The organism is Photobacterium frigidiphilum, from assembly GCF_003025615.1.
GTDB classification, from domain to species: Bacteria; Pseudomonadota; Gammaproteobacteria; order Enterobacterales; family Vibrionaceae; genus Photobacterium; species Photobacterium frigidiphilum.
In genome coordinates this window covers 1-758 of sequence record NZ_PYMJ01000135.1, presented here as the reverse complement: position 1 = coordinate 758, position 758 = coordinate 1, and the positions used below count along the sequence as shown (strand labels likewise).

The following is a 758-nucleotide window of genomic DNA, read 5'->3' as shown; positions in this document are numbered from 1 at the left end:
TCAACGCCATTGCAGGACGCCAAGAGACAGGATAAACAGCGCTAGACCACGCGCCGTCATAGTCATCCCAAAGGCTGTCTAAAATAGCGGCATGCATCAGATCGTTATAACCGGAGTAGCTTACTCTCACTGCGCCTGTAAACCCAACGGCACCACCATTGGCATTGCGCATCCAAGACTCAGCAAATGAATCCTTTCCGTCAAACCAACCTGTAGCGCAGTTCAAGCTAAATACAAACGGGGCCATATTGCCATTGGTTAACGCATTCACTTCTGCTGCTGTGTAATGCGGATCAGCCCAACCTGAACCATCGCCATAACCATGGTCACGGTGCATGACAAAGCCTACGCCTTGGTTAATCGCATCAGCAATCTGAACTCGATCGCCATTACCTTGATCTTTCCACACTTGTGGTACTGAACTTGGAGGGTTCACACGGGCACTGCCGTAGTTCCAGCCACCATATTTAAGCTTTTTGGTTAAGTCTGCATCCCATTGCAACGCAGTATGGACGCTATAACCTTTATTGAACCTGTCACCTAGACCAGAGAAAAAGTCGTAGTCAGGACCTAAGAAATCGGCAGCGCGATGCAAATCTTCCATAAACATGCGATCGGCTACCCGATTGGTGTCGCGATCTTGATACTGTCCGGCAAGAAGGACATGTTTGTAACGATCTGAATCCGTCGGATTTTGTTCGTAATTTAAGCTGCGGTTAACCATAGTGGTAATTTGAGCTTCAGTATCCCCCGGCAAA

At 48.3% G+C, this 758-nt stretch carries 1 protein-coding gene; it reads right to left on the bottom strand.

The window, feature by feature from the left end; genetic code table 11:
- Window positions 1-758, bottom strand: a 758-nt coding sequence (locus C9J12_RS30245) for a C25 family cysteine peptidase (RefSeq protein ID WP_227876526.1), incomplete at both ends; no start/stop codon positions are given.